The sequence below is a fragment of the Pedobacter nutrimenti genome (genome assembly GCF_032678445.1).
GTDB classification, from domain to species: domain Bacteria; phylum Bacteroidota; class Bacteroidia; order Sphingobacteriales; family Sphingobacteriaceae; genus Pedobacter; species Pedobacter nutrimenti_A.
The window spans coordinates 52,754-74,260 of sequence record NZ_JAVTSQ010000023.1; the positions used below are offsets into that span (position 1 = coordinate 52,754).

General features: G+C 38.5%; 19 protein-coding genes. 17 read left to right on the forward strand and 2 right to left on the reverse strand.

From position 1 onward, the window contains the following. The first annotated feature begins 236 nt into the window (after positions 1-236). From R2S08_RS28070 to R2S08_RS28090, 5 genes are all read left to right on the forward strand, one after another. A complete protein-coding gene (locus R2S08_RS28070) occupies positions 237-1,547 on the forward strand; it encodes an ATP-binding protein (RefSeq protein ID WP_316838215.1) in 1,311 nt (436 codons plus the stop codon). A gap of 218 nt (positions 1,548-1,765) precedes the next feature. Further along, positions 1,766-1,909: a DinB family protein gene (locus R2S08_RS28075; protein WP_316838232.1), complete on the forward strand. Its 144-nt coding sequence runs from the start codon at positions 1,766-1,768 to the stop codon at positions 1,907-1,909. A gap of 422 nt (positions 1,910-2,331) precedes the next feature. Next, positions 2,332-2,607 carry an alpha-E domain-containing protein gene (locus R2S08_RS28080; protein WP_316838233.1) on the forward strand — a complete coding sequence of 92 codons (276 nt, stop codon included), beginning with the start codon at positions 2,332-2,334 and terminating at the stop codon, positions 2,605-2,607. A gap of 17 nt (positions 2,608-2,624) precedes the next feature. Continuing rightward, positions 2,625-3,608, forward strand: coding sequence for a transglutaminase family protein (locus R2S08_RS28085; RefSeq protein ID WP_316838216.1), 984 nt, complete (start codon positions 2,625-2,627; stop codon positions 3,606-3,608). Between the two features lie 269 nt (positions 3,609-3,877). Continuing rightward, a complete protein-coding gene (locus R2S08_RS28090) occupies positions 3,878-6,070 on the forward strand; it encodes a hypothetical protein (RefSeq protein ID WP_316838217.1) in 2,193 nt (730 codons plus the stop codon). Positions 6,071-6,173: 103 nt separating this feature from the next. Here the strand turns inward: R2S08_RS28090 and R2S08_RS28095 are convergent, their stop codons facing one another. Next, positions 6,174-6,344, reverse strand: a complete 171-nt coding sequence (locus R2S08_RS28095; RefSeq protein ID WP_316838218.1) for a hypothetical protein — start codon at positions 6,342-6,344, stop codon at positions 6,174-6,176. A gap of 488 nt (positions 6,345-6,832) precedes the next feature. Between R2S08_RS28095 and R2S08_RS28100 the strand changes: the two genes are divergently transcribed. Further along, complete coding sequence (locus R2S08_RS28100; RefSeq protein ID WP_316838219.1) at positions 6,833-7,432, forward strand: RNA polymerase sigma-70 factor; 600 nt, start codon at positions 6,833-6,835, stop codon at positions 7,430-7,432. Between the two features lie 19 nt (positions 7,433-7,451). Here the strand turns inward: R2S08_RS28100 and R2S08_RS28105 are convergent, their stop codons facing one another. Continuing rightward, complete coding sequence (locus tag R2S08_RS28105) at positions 7,452-7,823, reverse strand: helix-turn-helix domain-containing protein (protein ID WP_316838220.1); 372 nt, start codon at positions 7,821-7,823, stop codon at positions 7,452-7,454. 106 nt (positions 7,824-7,929) lie between these two features. On the opposite strand from R2S08_RS28105, the gene R2S08_RS28110 reads away from it, so the two are divergent. From R2S08_RS28110 to R2S08_RS28160, 11 genes are all read left to right on the forward strand, one after another. Beyond that, positions 7,930-8,682 (forward strand): glucose 1-dehydrogenase, encoded by a 753-nt coding sequence (locus R2S08_RS28110; RefSeq protein WP_316838221.1) that lies wholly within the window; start codon positions 7,930-7,932, stop codon positions 8,680-8,682. 16 nt (positions 8,683-8,698) lie between these two features. Beyond that, the gene (locus R2S08_RS28115; RefSeq protein WP_316838222.1) at positions 8,699-9,451 is read left to right on the forward strand and encodes a glucose 1-dehydrogenase; all 753 of its coding nucleotides are present in this window, start codon (positions 8,699-8,701) and stop codon (positions 9,449-9,451) included. A 143-nt stretch (positions 9,452-9,594) separates the two neighbouring features. Further along, positions 9,595-10,866 (forward strand): FecR family protein, encoded by a 1,272-nt coding sequence (locus R2S08_RS28120; protein WP_316838223.1) that lies wholly within the window; start codon positions 9,595-9,597, stop codon positions 10,864-10,866. Positions 10,867-11,157: 291 nt separating this feature from the next. After that, on the forward strand, positions 11,158-14,613 hold the full coding sequence (locus R2S08_RS28125; protein WP_316838224.1) for a SusC/RagA family TonB-linked outer membrane protein: 3,456 nt from the start codon (positions 11,158-11,160) through the stop codon (positions 14,611-14,613). 13 nt (positions 14,614-14,626) lie between these two features. Continuing rightward, entirely contained in the window at positions 14,627-16,018 is a 1,392-nt protein-coding gene (locus R2S08_RS28130; RefSeq protein ID WP_316838225.1) for a RagB/SusD family nutrient uptake outer membrane protein, read from the forward strand. 91 nt (positions 16,019-16,109) lie between these two features. Then, complete coding sequence (locus R2S08_RS28135; protein ID WP_316838226.1) at positions 16,110-17,651, forward strand: thioredoxin-like domain-containing protein; 1,542 nt, start codon at positions 16,110-16,112, stop codon at positions 17,649-17,651. Between the two features lie 108 nt (positions 17,652-17,759). After that, positions 17,760-18,269 (forward strand): hypothetical protein, encoded by a 510-nt coding sequence (locus R2S08_RS28140; RefSeq protein ID WP_316838227.1) that lies wholly within the window; start codon positions 17,760-17,762, stop codon positions 18,267-18,269. Positions 18,270-18,402: 133 nt separating this feature from the next. Further along, positions 18,403-20,229, forward strand: coding sequence for a metallophosphoesterase (locus tag R2S08_RS28145; protein WP_316838228.1), 1,827 nt, complete (start codon positions 18,403-18,405; stop codon positions 20,227-20,229). A 51-nt stretch (positions 20,230-20,280) separates the two neighbouring features. Continuing rightward, positions 20,281-20,580 (forward strand): IS66 family insertion sequence element accessory protein TnpB, encoded by a 300-nt coding sequence (gene tnpB / locus R2S08_RS28150; protein ID WP_316838229.1) that lies wholly within the window; start codon positions 20,281-20,283, stop codon positions 20,578-20,580. A 98-nt stretch (positions 20,581-20,678) separates the two neighbouring features. Next, the gene (locus R2S08_RS28155) at positions 20,679-20,882 is read left to right on the forward strand and encodes a hypothetical protein (RefSeq protein ID WP_316838230.1); all 204 of its coding nucleotides are present in this window, start codon (positions 20,679-20,681) and stop codon (positions 20,880-20,882) included. Positions 20,883-21,056: 174 nt separating this feature from the next. Next, positions 21,057-21,353, forward strand: coding sequence for a hypothetical protein (locus R2S08_RS28160; protein WP_316838231.1), 297 nt, complete (start codon positions 21,057-21,059; stop codon positions 21,351-21,353). The last annotated feature ends 154 nt before the right edge of the window (positions 21,354-21,507 follow it).

Below are 21,507 nucleotides of genomic sequence, written 5' to 3' on the forward strand. Positions count from 1 at the left end.
ATCTGAACAATATTATTAGATTCTTCGTTTTACTCAGAATGACGCGGTTTTACTCAGAATGATGCGAACGCCAGGCTCCGTCAAATTACAGAGCTTTTTAACTTAACCTTTTCATGAAGCAGACAGGTAAGGATGGGAAAAGAGAAGGATGAGATGTGTAAATCGTCTTTATGCGAAAGATGATTATGTTTGTAATTGTCTTTCGTATAAAGACGATTGTGTATATTTGATTTATTATGAAAGAGATTTTAAAGGAGATTTTGATTCAAAATCAGGAAAGAAACCTTTCCAGAGGGCTTAGAGTGCGCAACACAGGAATGTCTTTGGATCTTGAAAAGATACAGGCTATTATCGGGCCTCGTCGTGTAGGCAAAACTTCAGCAATGCTTTTAGCTATTGAAGAATTGAAAACCGTCCGTGGAATATCTCCAACGCAGATTATCTATTTCAATTTTGAAGACGAGCGTATACAATTTGAGCCTCATCAACTCGATTTAATTCTCCAGGCATGGCAAGAACTCTATCCGGAAAGTACATTGGAAGATGCCTGGTTTTTCTTTGATGAAGTACAAGCCGCACCGGGCTGGGAGCGTTTTTTAAACCGGATCAACGAAACATGGTCTAAAAAAATATTCTTTACCGGTAGCAATAGTTCGGTTCTGCATACAGAACTTAAATCTGTGTTACGGGGGCGGAGTATTGCTATCGAATTGCTACCTCTTTCTTTTAAAGAATATTGCGAATTCAACAATTTTAAACCTTCAGAATACGGCTCGGGTAAAAGCAAAACAATGGCGTTGTTTCTTAAATATCTGGTTCATGGAGGATATCCCGAGACCATTAATCTTCCTTCCATGCAAGTAGGCTTGGCCTATTTACAGGAATATTATAATGCCATGTTGCTCCGTGATATTGTAGAATACAACCAGTTAAGCAATTATACCTATTTAAGAAGCTTGTATCGCCAGGCAGCCTCTACTATAGGTAAGACAATAAGTAACAGACGATTATATAATCAGCTCAAATCACAGCAATATAGTGTTGGAGTGAATAGTGTCTATGAAGCAATGGATATGGCCGAGCAAGCCTATCTTTTTAAAAGAATCAGCCGCTTTGATTATTCGGATAGTAAGCGCGAAAAATCAGATAAAAAGATTTACTGGCTCGATAATGGCCTATTAAATGCCAATACGGCTCAGTATACAGGCAATAATGGTTTGCTGTTAGAGAATCTCCTATTTAAGGAGCTTTATCTGAGATTTGGAAGTATTTATACCAATAATATCTACTATTATGCAGAAGCCTCCGGCGAATGTGATTTTGTAATCTATCCGGAAGGCGGAACTGCCCTACCTATACAAGTAAGCTGGACACTCGCTGATCCAGAGACAAGGAATAGGGAAATAAAAGGATTGCTTAAGGCCACCAGTTATTGTAAGGTTAAAGAAGCCTGGATTATCACGCTCGAAGAAGAAGAAGAATTAACAATAGATGGTGTGCATATCAAAATAATGCCTGCGTGGAAATGGATGTTAAATGTAGAATGACCCACTACCTTAACGAAGCCTAATTTCTGACATAGTTCTATATAGGTTGTCTTAATAGATAATTTACAGAAGTAAAAATACTAAAAAAAATAGTAATCAACAACGTCTTTATTCAATTGTCAGGCCCTGTCAATTACAGAGTAATAGAAAACTCAGATGAATCACAGTATATGAATACTTGGACAATGTCTGCAGGAGGTAACCCAATTATGTCACCAATGCCGAAGATTCAGGTGATCAGGGGATTTCTTTATAATCATTTATATCATCATCGTGGGGAGCTTATCTCGCACCTTAGGGCAACAGGAAATAAAGTGCCATCTATGTACGGTCCTAATTATGAAGAATCCCAACGCTCCTAAACTTTATTAAACAAGGCTGATATTTAGCTATATTGTTTATTTCTAGATTGAAAATGTAAAAAGGGGAGAACTCGTCTTAAAATGGGGGGGATTTGAAATCTGCAGAACTACCTGTTGACTTTCCTGAAACTGGCTAAAAGTGGAATGAACTTGGAATGGAAAAGGTAAACAGTTGTTCAAAAGAAGCGATCTAATGGCTTAATAAATTGGCTCATCTGACGACTACCATATAAACTAAAAGAACAGAAACAGCTCAACGAGCAGCCGTTCCTGTTCTTTCAGCAAAAAGATATTTAATGAGGTGTTATAGAAGGCTAGTTAAGAGCTATAACCCCAATATCTTCACCTTTTTTTAATTTTATATCTTCTAATTTTTTGGAGCTGGTTTTACCTTTAGATTCTCCATTCTGCCTGCCGAGAACATACTCGAGCTTGTTATGCTAAATCAGGACTTTCCAAGATCCGCTATTTATTCCGTAAACAATATACAAAGGTATTTTGAACGCCTGAAAAGCGAGAAAAATCTGGAACACTACAGTAATCTTTCCTTTAATATAGGCAGGTTAAACAGTAACATCACCTACAGCTCTGTTTACAGCATGAAGGAAGAAGGCTTGCATAACTACCTGGTAAAAGTCAGAAATGAACTTTTCGGTATCGGGAGTCTTTTAGATGAATACTATTTTGCCAACTCTTAACTTTTAAACTATATAACATGCCTATCTTCAAAATAAAACATATCACAAACTATAAATATGAATCTCCAGTTCGTGACAGTGCCAATCAGATCATCCTGTTCCCAATCAAAGATGCATATCAGAAAGTAATCAAGCACGACCTTAACATTTCCGGAAGCCCGGATGTAGATATCTTTATAGATTATTATGGGAATGAGGTGGGAATTTTTACGCAGAGCGAACCGCACAATCAACTGAAAATATTCTCGAAAATTTCTGTGGAGACCATTGCGAAGCCTGTTCCTCTGGACGATATTTTTGCAGGCGAACAGTGGAACACACTAAATACGATCAGATATGATGTTCCCTTCATTGATTATCTTAAACAGGAGTATTTTGAAAATGGAGAGGTGTTAAAACAAACAGCCACAGATCTTAGGAACCAAAATGACACACCCTATCAAACGGCGGTAAAGTTCTGTAATTATGTATTTACGCATTTTGAATATATTAAAGGCTTAACAACGGTTGATACTACAATAGATGAGATTCTAAGGCTAAAGGCGGGTGTTTGTCAGGATTTTGCCCACATCTTAACCACAATGCTCAGATTTATACAAATTCCAGCACGATACGTGAGCGGCTATATCTGTCCAAACAGAGATGGAATGAGAGGCGAGGGTGCAACACATGCCTGGGCCGAAGCTTATATCCCAGAATATGGTTGGTTGGGTCTTGATCCTACAAATAATTGCATTGCCAATGAGAATCATGTAAGGCTTGCAGTAGGCCGTAATTTTTGTGATTGTTCTCCTGTAAAAGGGGTTTTTAAAGGTACATCCGGGCATGTGCTTGAGGTAACGGTATCGGTAGGGCATGATGATGATGACGGCCAGGAAGTAGAAAATTACTTTCAGCCGAAAGAGGTCAACTACAGCAAAGCCAACCCAAGTATTGCTGTGAAAAACAGCTACCAACAATATATGGATGCTATTATGCAACAACAGCAGCAGCAACAATAAATTTTCTATTTCTCCTGCGTCTTCAAAAGCCAAAGAGGGGAACGATGATCATTCCCCCTCAATTTAATCTAATGCTCTGGTATAGATTAATTTTACCTATCCAGATGTTAATGGGAAACAAGTTTCAGTTTCTTTAGATGAAGGTGAAAAATCCATCGTTATTAGTCAATTTTCATGCAAAATTGCTGGCCGAAAATATAGTTCTTTGTTATTAAAACATGTACGCTTCGTAAGTATTAGCAAATAAATTTTTAAGTATAAAATAAGTAATGAGAAAGTTAGTTGTATTAATGTTTTTGGGATTATTCCAATATGGGTATTCGAAAGATATTACCTTAAAAACAAAGTATGCTTCGGTTTCAATTAATGAAAAAGGATTTATTACTAGTTTTAAAGATTTGAAACATGGTAAAGAATGCGCTGCAAAAGGGCAAAATTCGCCCTTATTGGCATTGCATATTTGGTATAAAAAGCAGACGTTTGAACCTTTGTCTGCTTTATATAATAAAGAAAAACAAACTTTTGTTTTGAAGTATGCGAATGGTTCGGAGGCAACAGTAAAAGTTGATCCGAAAGCACAATATATTCGATTTGAATTGGTTGATTTGAAAAATCGTGGCGAAGTTGATAACTTAATTTGGGGACCAATCAAAACAAATATTTCTAAAACTATAGGCGAACTTATAGGAGTAGTTCGCGATAACGATTTTGCTATAGGAATGTTTGGTTTGAACGATAATACGACTACAGGCTTACCAAACAACGGTGATGGACTCGAAATGATGCACTATTACATTCACTCTCCCGACCCTATTAAGTATCCTCTTCCCGCTAATCTGAAAGAAGGGCAGAAATTTCGGATTGGAGGGGATGGCGTAAATGACGTTGCCTTTTATTCACATCCTGAAGAATACTATCGAATGACTTGTGGAAACGGTGCAATATTAGAGCCTTCTTATGGTTCATATATTGTTTATCATTCGAGAGATCGTAGAAAAGCACATACAATTTCTAAATCGGTAGAGGCAGAACTTCTTTTTCAAACCGATCCACAGCATCAGGTAGTTGATGGTTTGGAAGGTGTTGATTTAATGAATTCGGCGGTGGCATTATATGCTTGCCCCGATAAATTAGGGCTTTCTGTTATTGAAGATATTGTAAAAACCGAGGGCTTACCATATATTAAAGACAACAAAAAATGGATTAAAGACCCCACCAATAACCGCCCTGATGTTGCCTGGAGCGGCGTTCATGACAGTTTAATCACTTATACCAAACAGATTGGCTTTAGGACAGTCCAAGACGAAGGCCAAGGGGGTAATTATGCCGAATATTATTACAATCCCGGCAATCGTTTTGGTGGAATGAAAGGAAAATTTTCCAACAAGAAAGAGGAAGATATTCGTGTTTTTGGAGAACGTTTAAAAAAAGAAGGAATCGCATACGGAGTACATACTTTGTGCGAATTTATTCAAACCAACAGTTCAGATGTTACCCCTGTTCCCAACAAAAACTTATTAAAGTTATTTACTGTTCAATTGGATAAATATGTATCCCCAAAAGATACCATTATTATTGTAAAAGATACTTTGTATTTAAATGAAAGAGGCGATTTTAACGTAAATGTTCTAAAAATTGGGGATGAAATTATTCAATACAAAGGGGTGACAAAAACACGTCCTTACACGCTAACAGGTGTTAAAAGAGGGTATTTTAAAACCTTTGCTTTGCCTCACAAAAAAGGAGATGATATATCAAAATTAAAGCCTAGTGCTTATTCGGGTTTGATGCCGGACATGATATTACAGGACACTTATGCTAGGGCCTATGCTGATTTATTGAATGAATGTTCGATGGATTTTATTGATTTCGACGGTATGGAAAGTTGTTTGTACCAGGGGCATGGTTATTATTCTTACAAACGTTTTTTTAGAAATTTGTTTGATCAGGCTGCAAAACATGGCAATACGTATATTCGAGTAATGGGGGCCGGTCCTTCTGAAGGGAATTGGCTGTATATGAACACCATTAATCTTGGTGGAGGAAATCATATGTTTAATGCTGAAAAAGGAGAATGGGGTATTGAAGGCAAAGACATGCGCTATGTCTTTGAAAGCAGTTATATGCCAGGTACTTTTGGGATTCAAGCTTTTCCAAAAAATGAAGAAGTAGCCCATAATCTGCAATGTAAGTCAATTGGCTGGGGGGCTCAATACATGCTGGCAATGAATCAGGCAACCGTGGAAAAAAATCCGGAAAAATATAAAATATTCAAAGCTTTAAAAGCTTGGGAAACCGCTCGTGAGGCTAATGTTTTTACTGATAAGCAGAAAGAAAATTTTAAAAGCACAAAAGATAAATTTAAAATAGAACAAACAAGCTCAACAACTTGGACACTTTATACTCAAAAAGAAGGTAAAGAGAACTGGATTGCCGAAAAATTAATAAGTAATACCAAATAAAATGAAATCATGGAGGCTGAAGGGCCTCCACCAAGGATGATTTCTTGAAATATTATGAAAGAAGAGATATACCTTAAAATATGTATAGCAGTGTTCCAACTTATTAATTGTTCGATTTGGTCTTCAGATTTACCAATTCTTTAGGAAAGCCAACTTTTTCGAGAAAGGCTTTAGATTCATCTGCCTTTTTGATAAAGTAAGGATCGTTACTGCGGTCTTTCAATTTCGAACTTACTTTGACTTTAATGTCGCTTAAGGAAAATCGTTTAGACATACTCTGCATAGTTAATTTTATTAATATTTAAATATAATTATTTATTTGCGCATAACTATAAAAGCTTCATGTTTTCTACTTTCTTTTGAGGAGTAGCCATTGGCTCTACAGTGATATTCTTCGTAGCTAAATACCTATTTGTGCCCCTGGACTTTTGGAAATGTTATTTGTTGTCAATATCACTAGGACTAATGCTTTTGCTTATTTGGGTCCTTTTTAAAGGATATTGGAACTTAAAATAGCTTTTATTGAAATTGATTTGGAATAGGACTCAGCCTCAGGCGGTAACTCAGGAGTTTGCCAACCATCGCTCAGAACTACCCAGTCGATATTTGATATTTTAAAGCAGAATTTTGCCTTATAGTTATTGCTGTGAGATAATATTTTTTGTGTAGTGAAAAAATAGTAACCACTTATTCGTTTTAATTATTTACTATTGCTAAAAGTTTTTGGTAATTTTAATTAAGGTACATTTTACAAATACTAGAATGCAAAAGCAGCAAAACAATTATTGGAGCGATGCGGATTTGTTCGCTAAGCTTAATGAAAGAAACGAGTATGCCTTTGCTCAGGTTTTTAGGGAATACTATGCTGCTTTATGTTATTATGCAAGCAAATTTGTTTTTGATAAACAAGAGGCGGAAGATATTGTGGAGGAGGTTTTTGAGAAGTTGTGGTCAAAAGATTTAGAAATTACCAATGCCCGGCATTTGCGGTCTTATTTATACATGGCTACCAAGAGGGTAAGCCTGGACCATCTGAGAAAATCAGACCACTCCAAAGAAAGGCAAATGAACTTTGCTACTGAAATTGGAGATCAGGAACCAAGTCATATCAATGAGATCATCAGAACTGAGGTGCTGAAGGAAATTTATCTGGCCATTCAAAACCTGCCAGAGCAGTGTAGTAAAATTGTTTCTATGAGTTATATAGAGGGATTCAAAAATGAGGAGATTGCGGAGAAGATGGGTCTTTCTGTTCAAACGATTAAAAACCAAAAAACCAGAGGACTGACTATTTTAAGAACGAAATTGTCTTCAGAGCATTTTATGGTTTTTGTGTTGCTGTCTCATCAGATATTGGGCTAGGTGAGCGGATTGAATTAAACTAGCCGGCATAAGTGACCCTACTTTTTTTATCCGTTTCTTCAGGCAACGGAGCTACCTCATATTTGCAATTCCATTCTTTGATGCTTTCTAAAATCGGCAAGAAAGCTAAGCCTTTCTCAGATAATTTATATTCTACCCTTGGCGGCAGTTCCTTATAGGCCAATCTTTCCAGCAATCCATCTTCTTCCAACTCTTTGAGTTGTTCGGCCAGAACTTTTCTTGAAATGAGTGGTATGATGGAATCCAGCTGCCCAAAACGAACAGTACGGGTGCCGATGACATTGATGATGATCGGTTTCCATTTATTACCAATCGTGCCGATTGCTCTCGTAAAGGGGCAATTCGAAGCGCAAAATCTCTCGTCTCTCATATTTTTAAAATTTGTAGTTACCTGGCGGTAACCAGAATAAACTATGTTAGTTACAAATATAAACTATTGATAGTAACTTTGAGAAACAAATTTGAAATATTTAAAAATGGATAGATTAAAAAATAAAGTAGTCGTGATTACGGGCGGTAATAGCGGCATTGGATTGGGCATTGCCCTGGAATTCAGGAATGAAGGTGCTAAGGGAGCCATCGTTGGCAGAAATCCGGAAACCTTAGCAAGTTCGGTGGCCCAACTTGGGGATAATTTTATAGCCATCAATGCCGATGTGACTAACCTGGCAGACCTGGAAAGCGTATTTAAAGACACCGCTGAAAAATTTGGTAAGATAGATGTCATTGTAGCCAATGCGGGTGCCGGAGTGGTAGGAACGGTGGCGACTTTTGACGAAGCTGCGTTTGACCAGGCCATGAACCTCAACCTGAAAAGTGTTTACTTCACGGTTCAAAAAGCATTGCCCTATATGAATGACGGTGGTTCGATCATTCTGATCGGGTCAAATGCGGCACACCGGGCCTATGCAAATTTTACGCTTTATGGCGCTGCAAAAGCGGCCGTGATCTATTTGGCCAAAGGATTTTCAAGCGACCTTTTAGATCGGAAGATCAGGGCAAATGTGATCACACCGGGCACAACAGATACACCGGCATTTGACAAGTTTGTTCCCGCAGAACAAATGGAGGCGGTAAAAAAACACTTTGCAGATCAAATGCCGATCGGCCGGATCGGGCAACCGGCTGACATTGGTAAAACAGCAGTTTTCCTGGCCTCTGATGATTCTTCGTTTATGTTGGGTGCCGAACTCCTGGTGGATGGCGGCATGACCTATTTATCAAAATAATTTAAAAATTCTCAAAATGAATAAATTAGAAAACAAAGTAGCGGTAGTTACCGGTGCTTCAAAAGGAATAGGCGCAGCTATCGCGAAACATTTTGCAGCAGCAGGTGCAAAGGTTGTTGTGAATTATGCCTCAAGTAAAGAAGGCGCAGATAAAGTGGTTAAGGAGATAACCGACAACGGAGGCACAGCCATTGCGGTACAGGCCGATGTATCGAATGAGTCTGATGTAACCCGGTTATTTGAAGAAACTGAGAAGGCTTTTGGCGCGTTGGATATTTTGGTGAACAACGCGGTTGCCCAAGGATATGCACCGATTGAAGAGATCTCGGTAGCAGCATTTCACCAGAGTTTCAATGTATTAGGGCCTATCCTAACTATCCAGGCAGCTCTAAAATTATTTGGCGACAAGGGCGGTAATATCATCAATATCAGTTCAGGTGCCAGCAAATATCCGCTGCCCGGAGCCTCGTTGTACTCTTCAACTAAGGCGGCACTGGATGCCTTCACCATTGCTTTATCTAAGGAGTTGGGTGTTAAAAATGTTCGGATCAATTCTATTTTACCAGGCGCTACGGATACGGAAGGCGCCGCCAGTGCAGGCGTCACGCCGGGCAGCGACTATGAAAAAATGTTTGTCGAAAAAACACCGCTTGGCCGCAGAGGCCAACCCGCTGATATCGCGAAAGCTGCCGTATTTCTGGCTTCCGATGATGCCGCATGGATCACCGGAGAACAGATCTCTGTTTCGGGTGGTATGTATGGTTTCTAAAATACTGATCATTACTCTCAAATCCCTGTTTCTTCCGGAAGCAGGGATTTTGTTGCTTCAAATAAACTTCAATGAAAAATATTTTCATATCCTTTGGTACTTTTTGGATTTGGCATCGTAATAATGGTATAAATCAAGCAGCGATGTCATTAGAAGAACAGCAACTTCATGAAATTATAGAACTGATTAATAAGCAGTTTAAAAATGAGCTAAGTGCAACAGAAGAAAAACAACTGCAGGCATGGCTAGATTCAGACTTGGAGAATAAGGTTCTTTTTGATCAATTGAATGATGCAGATTACCGTAGAGTACAATTGCAAGCTATGGGGAGTTTTACTGATGAAGAAACTGCACTAGCTGGATTCCTGGCAAAACAGAAGTTGACAAAACAGAAATTGACAAAACAGAAATTCGAGAAAAAGACTTATAAGCTGTGGCCACGAATCGCTGCAGCAGCAGCTATCCTTTTAATCGTAGGCTTAAGTATCTTCTTTTACACCTCCTACTTTTCTGCTCCCCGTCATTCTGGCGCAGGTCAGGACCTCGGACTCGCTAGTAACGACATCAAACCCGGCTCTAACAAAGCCTACTTAGTTCTATCCAATGGCAAACGCCTATCCCTAACAGATGCCGCCAACGGCGAGCTCGCCAAAGAAGCAGGAGTGGAGATCACCAAAACAGCCGATGGACAGGTAGTCTATAAAACAGCGAGTGATATTAGCGATCGCATAAACGGTCGTCATCCTGAACTTGATTCAGGATCTCCACACCAATATTCGAATGCTCTTAACACAATCGAAACGCCCCGTGGGGGGCAATATCAGATCCGACTCCCTGACGGATCCAAAGTATGGCTTAACGCCGCTTCTAAATTGATTTATCCTGTTTCCTTTAATGGGCGTGGGCAGCGGGAAGTGAGTTTGGACGGCGAAGCCTATTTTGAAATTTATAAGAATAAACTCCAACCTTTTGTGGTGAAATCCAAAAATCAGGAGGTAACCGTACTCGGAACCCACTTTAACATTAACAGTTATACCGATGAGGGCAGCGTGAAGACAACGCTTCTTGAGGGTAGTGTAAGGGTAAACGAGGCTGTGCTTAAACCCGGCCAGCAATCGATCCTCGCCGGAGGCAAAATCAGTGTTGTTCTTGCCGATCTAGACGAAACTATGGCCTGGCAGAAAGGTGATTTTGTATTCAAGAACGAATCTCTGGAAAGCATCATGAAGAAGATCTCTCGCTGGTATGATGTAGAGGTTGTTTATGCGAAGGGTGCACCTAAGAACATTACTCTGGGTGGTTTGATCTCTCGTAATAAAAACCTAAGTGCCGTATTGAAAATGATGGAGATGACCAAAAAAGTGAAGTTCAAGGTAGAAGGGAAGAAGGTCACTGTGTTGCCTGTAAAAAAATAGAACCATCTCAAATTAACATAAATATTAACCGATAAAACCAACCAACAACATGAAAAATTCTATACGACAGCGGAGTTAATGTAAAATAAGGTGGGCTTGTATGAAAAAAAAGCGCAGAAGTGTTCGAGCACTTCTACGCCTATAGCTGGGCCAATCCTTCCTGAAATGAATCAGGTAAATTCTTGAGAGAATCTGTATTTGCATTAACCCAACGATTACAAAAGTATGAAAATAATTACTTTTAATTATGGCAAGCCGCGACTATGGCTGCCACCTAAAATACTATTGATTATGAGACTGATCATAATTATAATGACTACCTGCTTACTACAAGTAAGCGCATCTAGCTTCGGACAGCAGGTCACGCTGTCGGAGAAGAGTGTTTCTTTGGAAAAAATATTTCAGCTCATTAGACAACAAACCGGCTATGATTTTTTATACGATGGTAAGGAAATTCAATCTGCAAAACCGGTAGATGTAAATTTTAAGAATCTGGATTTAAGAGGAGCTTTAAAAAAATGTTTAGAAGACCAGGGCTTCGATTTCGAGATCGGTGATAAATCGGTTGTTGTAACCAAGAGAACAAGTTCTTTGATGGACAGGATAGCTGGAGTTTTAACGAATATTGACGTTCGGGGTAGGATTACTGACGAGAACGGTAATGCGTTGTCTGGCGCGGTGATTAAAGTAAAGGGAGCGAACCGAAGTACTTCAGCAAATGATAAGGGAGAGTTTTTTCTGGGGAGTGTAGATGAGAAGGCTGTTTTGATTATCGCGTATGTTGGGTATGAGACCAGGGAGATTCCTGCAGAGAAGGATTTGGGGGTGGTTGCATTGAAACTGGCTAATAACGCATTAGAGGAAGTGAATGTTACCGTAAATACGGGTTATCAAACATTGCCAAAAGAAAGAGCCACAGGTTCATTTTCTTTTGTAGACAATAAGCTGTTGAACAGAAGTGTAAGTACGAATGTGTTAGATAGATTGGACGGGGTTACAAGCGGCCTTATTTTCAACAAACAAGCCAACAAAATCGGCGGAGATCCAAGCAGTGGTGGAGATCCCATCATCAGTATACGGGGACGGAGTACCATATTTGCGAATACGGAACCATTAATCGTCCTGGATAATTTTCCCTATGAGGGAGATCTTTCTAATATTAACCCAAATGATATTGAATCAGTTACGGTTCTCAAAGATGCAGCGGCCGCTTCTATCTGGGGCGTACGGGCAGCTAACGGCGTAATTGTGCTTACTTCCAAAAAAGGAAAAACAAATCAAAGGGCAAAAATTTCATTGAATACAAATATCATGCTTTTTGACAAGCCTGATGTTTACTCGGTTCCTCAGATGAGTTCAAAAGATTATATCTATCTGGAAAAATTCTTCTTTGATAAGGGAAAATACGATGGCGATTTGAACAACCAGCCATTTTTTACTCAATCTCCAGTCATAGATATCCTGGATAAAGAAAAAACGGGAAAAATAAGTCACAGTGATGCTGCTAGTCAACTTAGCGCATTAAGCAACATCGACAATAGATCTGACTATTCAAAATATTTTCTGCGCAAAGCGTTAAATCAGCAATATGCCTTATCTATAAGTGGTGGAAGCCAAAGCGACCAGTATTATATTTCAGGTGGATTTGATAGAAATTTAGCGAGCGAAATTCCTAATAGCTATAACAGGTTTACGATTAATGCCAAAAACACCTATCAACTACTAGGAGATAAACTGGAGTTTACCAGTGAGTTACGTTTTGCTAAAAGTAAAACGGAAGCCAATCCAAACAATTATAGGCCAAGCTACCCGTATGAGCAATTGGTTGGGTCCGCTGGTCAGGCCTTACCGGTGATACGTGACTGGCGCCAGGCAAGCAAAGATGCGTTAAGTAATATCGGGCTGCTGGACTGGAATTATTATCCCTACAATGAGCGTTTCAACAAAGGGGACAAGACGGATTTATCTGACTATCGAATTGACCTCGGATTAAATTATAAAGTGTATAAAGATATCCTTTCTTTGGCATTGAGTTACCTGTTTCAACAAGGAAATACCAATCGCTCCGTTTTAAACGATCAAAGCAGCTATAATACCCGATTACTGATCAATCAGTTTGCCCAGATTGATCCTACTGGCAATATCACCTACCCGGTACCTTTAGGCGGTACTTTAGCTACGACCAATACCAATTACAAAAGCAGTACAGGAAGGATCCAGTTGAACTACAACCAGATTTTCTCAGTAAAGCACCAAGTGAACGCTATTGGAGGATTTGAAGTGAGGGATAATAACAGTTTTGATATGTCCAATCTCCTTTATGGATATAATCCGGACAACGCCAGCAGCGTACCAGTAGATTACTTCACCAACTTCAATACACAAATTGGGGGAAACTCAATTCGTATTCCTGACGGATCTAGACAGAATGGATCAACAGACAGATTTATTTCTTATTATGTCAATGCTGCCTATACCTATAATAACAAATATACAGTTACTGCAAGCGGCCGCCGCGACGAATCCAATTTGTTCGGAGTAGAGGCGAATCAAAAAGGTGTCCCACTCTATTCCTTTGGTATTTCCTGGGACCTGAGCAAGGAGGCCTTCTATCACCTGGACTTTCTCCCATACCTAAAAATCAGATTGACTGATGGATACAGTGGCAATTTGAGTAAGAACCTATCTGCATATACCACCGCCCAAATCGCTTACATCAATCAATTCGACGCGCTGACACAACAGATCATCAATCCACCCAATGCTCAGCTGAGGTGGGAAAAGGTTCACCTGTTCAATGCAGGGATAGACTATGCCAGTAAAAACAACCGGATTTCCGGCAGCATTGATGTTTATTCTAAAAAAGCCATGGATCTAATTGGTAACAGTCCAATAGCAGCCCAAACCGGGGTCACCCAGTTTACAGGAAATACAGCCAATATGCTTACCAAAGGAATGGATGTTATGGTTAACAGCATTAATCTTAATGGCAGGTTTGGATGGACAACAAACTTCCTTTTCAATCTGGTCAGGAATAAAATAACCGCTTATCAACTTCAGACAGGGGTAAATGATTATTATGTTAACCAGAATTATTCCAATCCACTGGTAGGAAAACCTTATGCTGCTATTCTGGCTTACCCCTGGGCAGGCCTGGACAATACAGGAGACCCCCAGGGTTTTCTGGATGGTAAATTAAGTAAGGACTATGCTGCTATAGAAAATTCGACCAATCTGGATAACCTAAAGTTTATAGGTACCAGCACCCCAACGCTATTCGGAAGTTTAAGAAATAATTTAACCTATAAAAACTTAGATCTTTCATTCAATATTACTTACAAATTTGGTTACTATTTCCGGCGCGGATCATATCAATCCAGCGCTTTAGGATACCAACAAGCTGATTTTGAAAAACGTTGGCAGAAACCAGGAGATGAAAATGTAACTATTGTTCCGGCGTTGAAATATCCTTTAGATGTTTCAAGAGATGTATTTTTTAATGGATCAGAAGCCTTAATCGAAAAAGGTGATCATATCAGGTTACAGGATATACAAATTGGATATACCTTCAAACTTAAGCATATGAATCAGTTTTTTTCGTCCCTTCGTCTCTATGGATATGTCAATAATCTAGGTGTTATCTGGCGGGCAAATAAACTAGGTTTAGATCCTGATTATGCAGGAGGTAATTCCTATTCAATTCCAAACCCCAGGAGCTTCTCGTTAGGACTAAACTTAAACCTATAAAATTAAAATCAATATGCTAAGATATACTAAATACATCGCAGTATTGCTTCTGATTGTTGTCTGCAGCTGCACTAAAAGTGATTTCCTGGATAAGAAGCCCAATACCAATATTGTCGTTCCTGTAACATTAGATGATATGACCCAGTTACTGGATAACGTAAGTGTCCTGTGCTACAATACTCCGGCCACCGGAATTATGTCTGCGGATGAGTATTACTATCCTACAAAAGAAATTTTTGACGGGATAACTAACAAAACTACAAAGAACTGTTATACCTGGAATAAAGATATCTATCAGGGGGAAAAAAATATAGCCGATTGGAATGCACCTTATCAGGCAATATTTTATACCAATGTGGTATTGGAAGCATGGAATAAATTGAGCAATGAAGACAAAGAGAGCGAAAAAGGTAAATTTGTGAAGGCATGGGCATTATTTGACCGGAGCTATAATTATTTCAATCTGGTTCAAATCTTCGCCCCAACTTATGATCTGAATACCGCGGATCAGGACCTTGGAGTACCATTACATAAAACAGCAGATATTAATGATGTACAGCAACGAGCGTCTGTAAAGGAAACTTACAATTTCATTTTATCAGATCTTACAAACTCGATTACGTTATTTAGTACGGTTATATCCACCAAGTTTAGAAATCGTCCTTCCAAGTCGGCTGCATACGCTTTATTAGCCCGTATTAGCCTTTTTATGAGAGATTATCCTTCAGCTATGAAAGCCGCAGACAACTCGTTGTCAACTTATGACAACCTAATAGACTACAACACGCTCGACTCAACTGCATTTTATCCTTTCCCGGTCGCAAACAATAACGTCGAAGTACTTTTATACTCTATTACTAATTTGAATTACGGAGCCGCCACACTCCTTTATTATGGGCGCGGTTTTATCGACAGTGGATTGATTTCGCTATATAAGGATAACGACCTACGTAAGCCTATATTTTTCCAATCGGTCAATGGCTCCTATCGCATCAAAAGTGCCTACACCGGGGATGGCCTTTATCCATTTACTGGATTAGCTGTTGATGAAATTTATTTGATTAAATCCGAATGCCAGGCCAGATCAGGTGATGTTGCCGGCGCTTTGACCACATTAAATAAATTACTTATAGCAAGATATAAAACAGGCACCTTTGTTCCCTATGATACACAATCTGTTTCAGAAGCCTTAAAGATCGTTCTCACTGAAAGAAGAAAAGAGCTGATATGGCGGGGATTACGCTGGAACGATATTAAACGTTTAAATAAAGAAGGGAATAACATTGTACTAAAAAGAATAATAGATGGAACTGTTTACACCTTACCACCCAATGATCCAAAATATATTATGCCCATTCCCGAGGATGAGATAGCGTTAAGCCATATTCAACAAAATCAGCGATAATAGAAAGCAAACAAAATATCATGATACTAATCTCTGGCGATTTCACTGAGAGATCATAATGGTTTTATCAATTTTTAATCCAAATACACAAATGAAAAAATTATTCTTTTTGCTATGTATGTTGATGACATACTGCCTGCATGCACAAAATTCTAAAAAAACAGTTATCATAAATTTTAAAATTAATGATAGTACTATCCAAGGAGAAGATATCCGTATATTATATAGTAAACTTAATATTTCTATGTATAGTTTGGATATCAATTACAAAGATAAATACGTTATTAAATGTGTTGGCAATCAACTTCGTTTGGAAATAAAGGACGCAAAACCTATAGGCTACCTACAGTTTAATATTGATGGGTATAGGTCTAATAATATTTATAATCAGCAAATATCGTCTTGTGTATTGTTGGTTGAAGCTGGCGATGAGCTAAACCTTGATTTAAATCAGGGCAAACTTAGTTTTACCGGGAAAAACGCAGAAAAATATAATTGCCAAGTTGAGGCTAGTCTTATTACACCTGGTTATAACTGCCCTTCCGGCACAAATATCTGTGATTGTATTCTAAAAGAGATTAATGCAAGTGAAGAGATGTACAATAAACAAGTAAATATTCTTAACTCTTTTAAGTCAACCATCACTAAATCTGTTTATAATCAGTTAAAATTTAATTATAGATTTAAGAGCAAATTCTATTTGATCGATGATTTCTATTCTGGCTGGTTATATTCGGACTCACTTTCAAGACATGAATATTCCAGTTGTTTCAAAAAATACATTTATCAAGGTGACAATTCAGTTAATAAGCAAGAAGTTGCACGAAGTTCTAAAGCAAACCATGTCAAAAAAGATATTCCGCAAATTGACGATTTAGTTAATGAGCAAATGGCTCTAAATTCAAGTAGTTATTTAGACTTTTGTTTTGCAAAGGAAATTTGTTCCATATATGCTCAGGAAGAGGCTATTAAGTTTAATAGAGAAAATTCATTCTATAAACTCTTTAATAATATCAAATCTCGTTATAAAGGGGTATTAAGGGATGGAATCATCGTCAAAAGCCTTGATCATTGCCCAGGAGACAGTCTTCACATTTATTTAACTCAAGCGCTGAAAGTAATAAAAAACCCAAATTATTTAGTGTTGCTCAATGAAAAAAAGAGAAAAGTAAAAGGTATGATTGTCTATAATTTTAGCTTGCCAGATACATCAGGCAACCGGGTTAACTTATCTGATCTAAAAGGAAAAGTTGTGCTAATGGATATTTGGTTTACTGGTTGCCATGGTTGCGCCGTTTTGAACCATAATCTTGCTCCGGTTTATGAAGCTTTTAAGGATAATTCAAAAGTTGTGTTTTTGTCTGCGTGTCTTGATAAATCAAAAGAGGGCTGGGTTGGATCCATGAAGTCTGGCATTTACACTCATCCTGGTTCTACTAACGTATACACCAATGGACAAGGTGAAAGTCATGAGTTGATGAAATACTATGGATTTCAAGGAGGGCCACATATGTTATTGATAGATAAAAATGGTAAACTATGGAGGGGAGACGAGTTCAAAATATCGAAATCGGATGGTAAAGCATATCAGGAAGTAATTGATGAAATTAATTCCGCATTAAACGCGAAATGAAACGCCCTGAATTATCCATAATCTCCGGTACATGCTATATTGACAATAAGAGGTATAAGATATCTTATGCATCTTATTAAAATGACCAGGACAATTAAAAACTTTTATATGTATAAATTAACCGTTAAGACTTTAACATTAGTTAGTGTCTTTATTTTAACCATTGTTTCAACGGCCACAATAATTCCAAAGTCAATATCGACACTATCTGGAACCTGGGTATTGGATTCGTTGCAATCAGATCTAGGAAAAGTGCAGGACGCTTGTCCCAAATCTATTAAGATAAATATTGCTGATAAAATAGTATCCATTGAAAAAATTGCAACGAATGGAGAGGTACGAAAGGAAAAGTTTATGGTGGATGGTAAGCCAGTTAGCGTTCCGGTTCCAGTTAAAGGTTATATTAAGATTAGTACCATAACTTTTAAAGAGGGATTGTTTGAGGTATCAAGCAATTATACTGTTGAAAAAGATGACAAGGGCAATCCGGCATATTCTTACCAGCGAAAAGAAATTTACGCTGTAAGTGCCGATGGAAAGATTCTTACTTATACAGATAATTTTACAGGTACTAAAGGTAATCAAGTCTTTAAAGGGGTATATAATAAGGACAAATAAAATGAAGTCGGTCCGTTTATGTTATATAATTGTTCTGATCTTTTTTTATACAGGAGTCGTTGGTCAAAATATTGATAATAGAAGGATATTAGGCGCCAATTTCATCCCATCTACAGCGGTGAACCAATTGGAAATGTGGCAAGCAGAAACATTTGATCCGATAACAATTGATCATGATTTAGGTTATGCAGAAGGAATTGGCATGAATACGATGCGGGTCTATTTGCACCATGTGGCCTGGCAGATTGATCCTTTAGGTTTTAAAAATCGGGTAAATCAATATTTGACCATCGCCAATAAGCATCATATCAAAACAATGTTTGTTTTCGCCGATGACTGCTGGATGGATACTTATCATGCAGGTAAACAACCTGATCCTGTTCCTTCAGTGCACAACAGTCAGTGGTTAAAAGATCCTGGAAGTTTGATCGACAAAGAACCTTTATTAATGGATACACTGCAAACTTACGTTAAGGATATCATGCAAACCTTTGGTAAAGACAAAAGAATTTTGATGTGGGATTTATATAACGAACCCGGTCATTTTGGTCGCGGTGAAAAAAGTTGGACGCTCTTGAAAAACGTGGTTAGATGGGCGAGGGAGGTGAAAGCTTCCCAGCCCATTACCATTGGCCTCTGGAATCCTGAATTTACTGCTTTCAACAGATTTCAACTGGAAAATTCAGACGTGATTACCTTTCACAATTACCGGGATACGGTCTCTTTAAAAAAGGCTTTGGATACTTTAGTGAATAGGAGGAAACCAGTGATCTGTACGGAATATATGAAACGGCCAAATGGCAGCACTTTTGAGAATTGCCTGCCGATTTTCAAGCGTTATGGTGTTGGTGCCATCAGTTGGGGCTTGGTCGCTGGTAAAACCCAGACCAATTATCCGCAGGGAAATAAAGGAGGGGAGCCGGAACCAAAGCTATGGTATCATGACATCTTTAGAAAAGACGGAAGTCCCTTTGATCCGAGGGAAATAGAGGTGATTAAAAATTGGAATAAAGATGCCGGATTTCATGAAGTAAAATTCGACAAACAACCAGATTGGAACTTTAAAGTTAAATTGGTTGAATATCCAGTTGTTCCAGGGCCTTCAGTATTCGGGCCTGCTAAAAAACTCTTGGTATTATCGGATATTGAAGGAGAATTTGCGGCTTTACGTAGTTTACTATTGGCCAACAAGGTCATAGACAAACAATACAACTGGATTTTTGGCAAGGGGCATTTGGTGATTGCGGGTGATCTGTTTGATCGTGGTGATATGGTGCCGGAATGTTTATGGTTGTTCTACAAACTGGAACAGGAAGCAAAAGCTGCAGGAGGTTATTTTCACACTTTGTTGGGCAATCACGAAATCATGAACCTATCAGGAGATCTGCGTTATGTGCATCCTAAATATTTGGAACAAGCCAAATCTAGCGGAATGGATTACATGCAGCTATATAGTAAAAATACGGTGCTGGGCAATTGGCTGAGGAGTAAGAATGTAGTTGAATGCATAGGTGATCTGCTTTTTATGCATGCCGGTATGTCGACAGAAGTACTGGCCTTACATTTGCCTATAGAAAAGATTAATGCCATGTGCCGTCCGTTTTACGATGTAAAAAAAGCCTTGTTACCAGACAGCCTTAAGATATTTTTCGAGAAGGAATCTCCGTTTTGGTACCGGGGTTATTTTTTAGAGCCAAGGGCTTCTATGCAAGTGATCGACCAAACTTTGAAACAATACGATTGTAGCAAAATTATTGTTGGCCACACGATTTTGGATAAGAATGTTGCTTTCTATTATCAGGGGAAGGTACTGGCAGTAGATGTAGATGAACATTCTGGGCATCGGGCTGGTGCGCTATGGACTGGTAATAAATGGTATAAAATAGATGATATAGGGAAAAGGGTATTACTAAAATACAATCCTGCAAATGATGTAATTAAAGCGGGAGATATTTTATAACTAAGCTATGAATAGAATGAAGGATGACGATAGAACTAATATAAAACACCTATGGAAAAACTAATCAAACTAACCAATAACCCTTTATTCCAAATGTTTATCGGCGATAAGGCATTTAGGGTTTACAGGAAAGAAGTAGATGGCCGGCTTGGCATGCCGGGTCTAAGCAAACTGGTGGTAAAAGCCACGGGCAGTGCATTGAAGGAGGAAGAAGCCTACATTTTTGCGATCCGGAATCAGAATGCTATAAAAATCCTGACCCGAGATCACCGTAGTACCAGTATGGTAGAAGTGTATGATGAGCACGCAAGGGGGCTTAAGGAAGAATGTATTGCTTTTGGCTTGTTGTAACGAAAGAACTGGTGAATGAACTTCAGGCAAAATTGATCAATTGCCTGGAAGGGAAGATGTGCTGTAAAGAACAATGATCGTACAAATTTAGACAACTTATGAAAGAAAATTTTATTCCGGAAAGCAAGGTTATGGCTTTTCTGGAGCATGTAAAAGGAAAGTCCTTTGTGATCGCTGATGTTGCAGTGGCATTGGATATAGACGAAGAAGAAGCCGTGAGTATATTGATTTACTTGTTGGAAAACAAGCTGCTAGATGTGACTTGTACATGGGTGCCTAAGGGTGGAAAATATGATTTCTGATCGCGCTGAACCTTCCAGGTTCTGAGGCTTGATCATGAAATCATATTTTCTTGGGTGCAGACCGGGGAGGGGGCAGAGTTGGTTTTTTAAGGGAGGTTAACTCCCTTTTTTAACCTCGTATACAATCAAAATATTGCCAAATATTATTAAATATCTAAACCAAATATAAAATCTATGATTAAAACTATTGACCTGGTCCAGTACTTCTGGATACATGCGAATCTTATCACAACTAAAGAAGGTGTTGAAGCTGCGCTTCATGGGGACAAACTTATCGAGGTGAGTGTAATGCTCCGCAACCATGAGGAAAATGAGGTGCGGCTTCAGCTGAGAACTTCATTTTCCTCTCCTCTAAAGTTTATTGAAACTTTTAACCTCCAATATCCGGAAGACATTAAAAAGATCAGCATTGAAAACCTGATGCTGCTGTATAAAAACGAGAAGGCGGAACTGAGTGTAACAGAGGTTTAACGAACAACAAATACAACCTATCCTAAAAAAAACTAAACCTATTAAATTTATGTCTCTTTTTACCAATAAGGAACTGATGCGTATCGTTCCTATGCCTAAAACGGCATTTCAAAGATTAATTGATTATTTAGAAGCTATTAAACCCCTGCATCCA

Coding starts and splice junctions, on each gene's coding strand:
- R2S08_RS28070 (WP_316838215.1), top strand. CDS start 237: ATGAAAGAGATTTTAAAGGAGATTTTGATTCAAAATCAGGAAAGAAAC.
- R2S08_RS28075 (WP_316838232.1), top strand. CDS start 1,766: ATGCCGAAGATTCAGGTGATCAGGGGATTTCTTTATAATCATTTATAT.
- R2S08_RS28085 (WP_316838216.1), top strand. CDS start 2,625: ATGCCTATCTTCAAAATAAAACATATCACAAACTATAAATATGAATCT.
- R2S08_RS28090 (WP_316838217.1), top strand. CDS start 3,878: ATGAGAAAGTTAGTTGTATTAATGTTTTTGGGATTATTCCAATATGGG.
- R2S08_RS28095 (WP_316838218.1), bottom strand. CDS start 6,344: ATGTCTAAACGATTTTCCTTAAGCGACATTAAAGTCAAAGTAAGTTCG.
- R2S08_RS28100 (WP_316838219.1), top strand. CDS start 6,833: ATGCAAAAGCAGCAAAACAATTATTGGAGCGATGCGGATTTGTTCGCT.
- R2S08_RS28105 (WP_316838220.1), bottom strand. CDS start 7,823: ATGAGAGACGAGAGATTTTGCGCTTCGAATTGCCCCTTTACGAGAGCA.
- R2S08_RS28110 (WP_316838221.1), top strand. CDS start 7,930: ATGGATAGATTAAAAAATAAAGTAGTCGTGATTACGGGCGGTAATAGC.
- R2S08_RS28115 (WP_316838222.1), top strand. CDS start 8,699: ATGAATAAATTAGAAAACAAAGTAGCGGTAGTTACCGGTGCTTCAAAA.
- R2S08_RS28120 (WP_316838223.1), top strand. CDS start 9,595: ATGTCATTAGAAGAACAGCAACTTCATGAAATTATAGAACTGATTAAT.
- R2S08_RS28125 (WP_316838224.1), top strand. CDS start 11,158: ATGAGACTGATCATAATTATAATGACTACCTGCTTACTACAAGTAAGC.
- R2S08_RS28130 (WP_316838225.1), top strand. CDS start 14,627: ATGCTAAGATATACTAAATACATCGCAGTATTGCTTCTGATTGTTGTC.
- R2S08_RS28135 (WP_316838226.1), top strand. CDS start 16,110: ATGAAAAAATTATTCTTTTTGCTATGTATGTTGATGACATACTGCCTG.
- R2S08_RS28140 (WP_316838227.1), top strand. CDS start 17,760: ATGTATAAATTAACCGTTAAGACTTTAACATTAGTTAGTGTCTTTATT.
- R2S08_RS28145 (WP_316838228.1), top strand. CDS start 18,403: ATGTGGCAAGCAGAAACATTTGATCCGATAACAATTGATCATGATTTA.
- tnpB (WP_316838229.1), top strand. CDS start 20,281: ATGGAAAAACTAATCAAACTAACCAATAACCCTTTATTCCAAATGTTT.
- R2S08_RS28155 (WP_316838230.1), top strand. CDS start 20,679: ATGAAAGAAAATTTTATTCCGGAAAGCAAGGTTATGGCTTTTCTGGAG.
- R2S08_RS28160 (WP_316838231.1), top strand. CDS start 21,057: ATGATTAAAACTATTGACCTGGTCCAGTACTTCTGGATACATGCGAAT.